Source organism: Klenkia sesuvii (assembly GCF_037083825.1).
GTDB lineage: Bacteria > Actinomycetota > Actinomycetes > Mycobacteriales > Geodermatophilaceae > Klenkia > Klenkia sesuvii.
The window spans coordinates 1-936 of sequence record NZ_JBAPLU010000058.1 but is presented as its reverse complement, the minus strand read 5'-3'; the positions used below and the strand labels follow the sequence as shown (position 1 = coordinate 936).

1 protein-coding gene is annotated in these 936 nt (G+C 70.3%); it reads right to left on the bottom strand.

What is annotated here, in order from left to right; translation table 11 throughout:
• Window positions 1–936 (bottom strand): IS3 family transposase (locus tag TEK04_RS21215; protein WP_336406358.1); only part of this gene is annotated, 936 nt, incomplete at both ends.

Here is a 936-nt window from a genome sequence, read left to right as displayed (position 1 = left end):
GCCGGTGTGGTGATGATGGACTCGAACTCGATGGGGGTCAACCGACCCAGGCCGGCTTGCCTTCGTCGGCGGTGGTAGGTCCGTTCGATCCAGGTGACGATCGCGATACGCAGCTGCTGGCGGGTGCCCCAGGTCTGGCGGTCGAGGACGTTCTTCTGCAGCAAGCTGAAGAAGGACTCCATCGCGGCGTTGTCCCCGCACGCCCCGACTCGGCCCATGGACCCGGCGAGCCGATGCCCCTCGAGGGCGCGGAGGTACTTGCGGCTGCGGAACTGCGACCCTCTGTCGCTGTGCACGATGCAGCCGGCGACGTCCTCACCGGCGGTGCGGCGCATCGCGACGGCGTTGGCCAGCGCGGTGACCGCCAGCCGCGACTTCATCCGGGTGTCGATGGAGTACCCGACGATCCGGTTGGAGTGCACGTCCTTGACCGCGCACAGGTACAGCTTGCCCTCGCCGGTCTTGTGCTCGGAGATGTCGGTGAGCCAGACGGTGTTGGGCGTCTGGGCGGTGAACCGGTGCCGGGTCACCCCGTGGGAGTCGGTCGTGGCCAGCAGGTCATCGTGCACCGGCGGGCCGGGCTGACGGTGCTTGCCGCGGGCGGGCTTGCCGAACGCCGACCACCAGCCGTTGGCCGCGCAGATCGCCCATGCGGTGCGGGCGGCCATTGGCGCCCCGGCGTCGGCTGCCTCGTCGGCCAGCAGGCGGTAGCCGAACTCGGCATCATCACGGTGGGCGTCGAACAAGGCGTTAGCCCGGTAGGCCCACTCCAGGTCGGCGGCCGTGACCGGGGCGGCCAGCCATCGGTAGTAGGGCTGGCGGGCCAGCCCGAGCACCCGGCACGTCACCGCGACCGGCACCCGCACAGGGGCACCGGACGCGGCCAGCTCGCGGACGAGCGGGTACATCATTTTCCCGGCAGGTTGGCCTGAGACA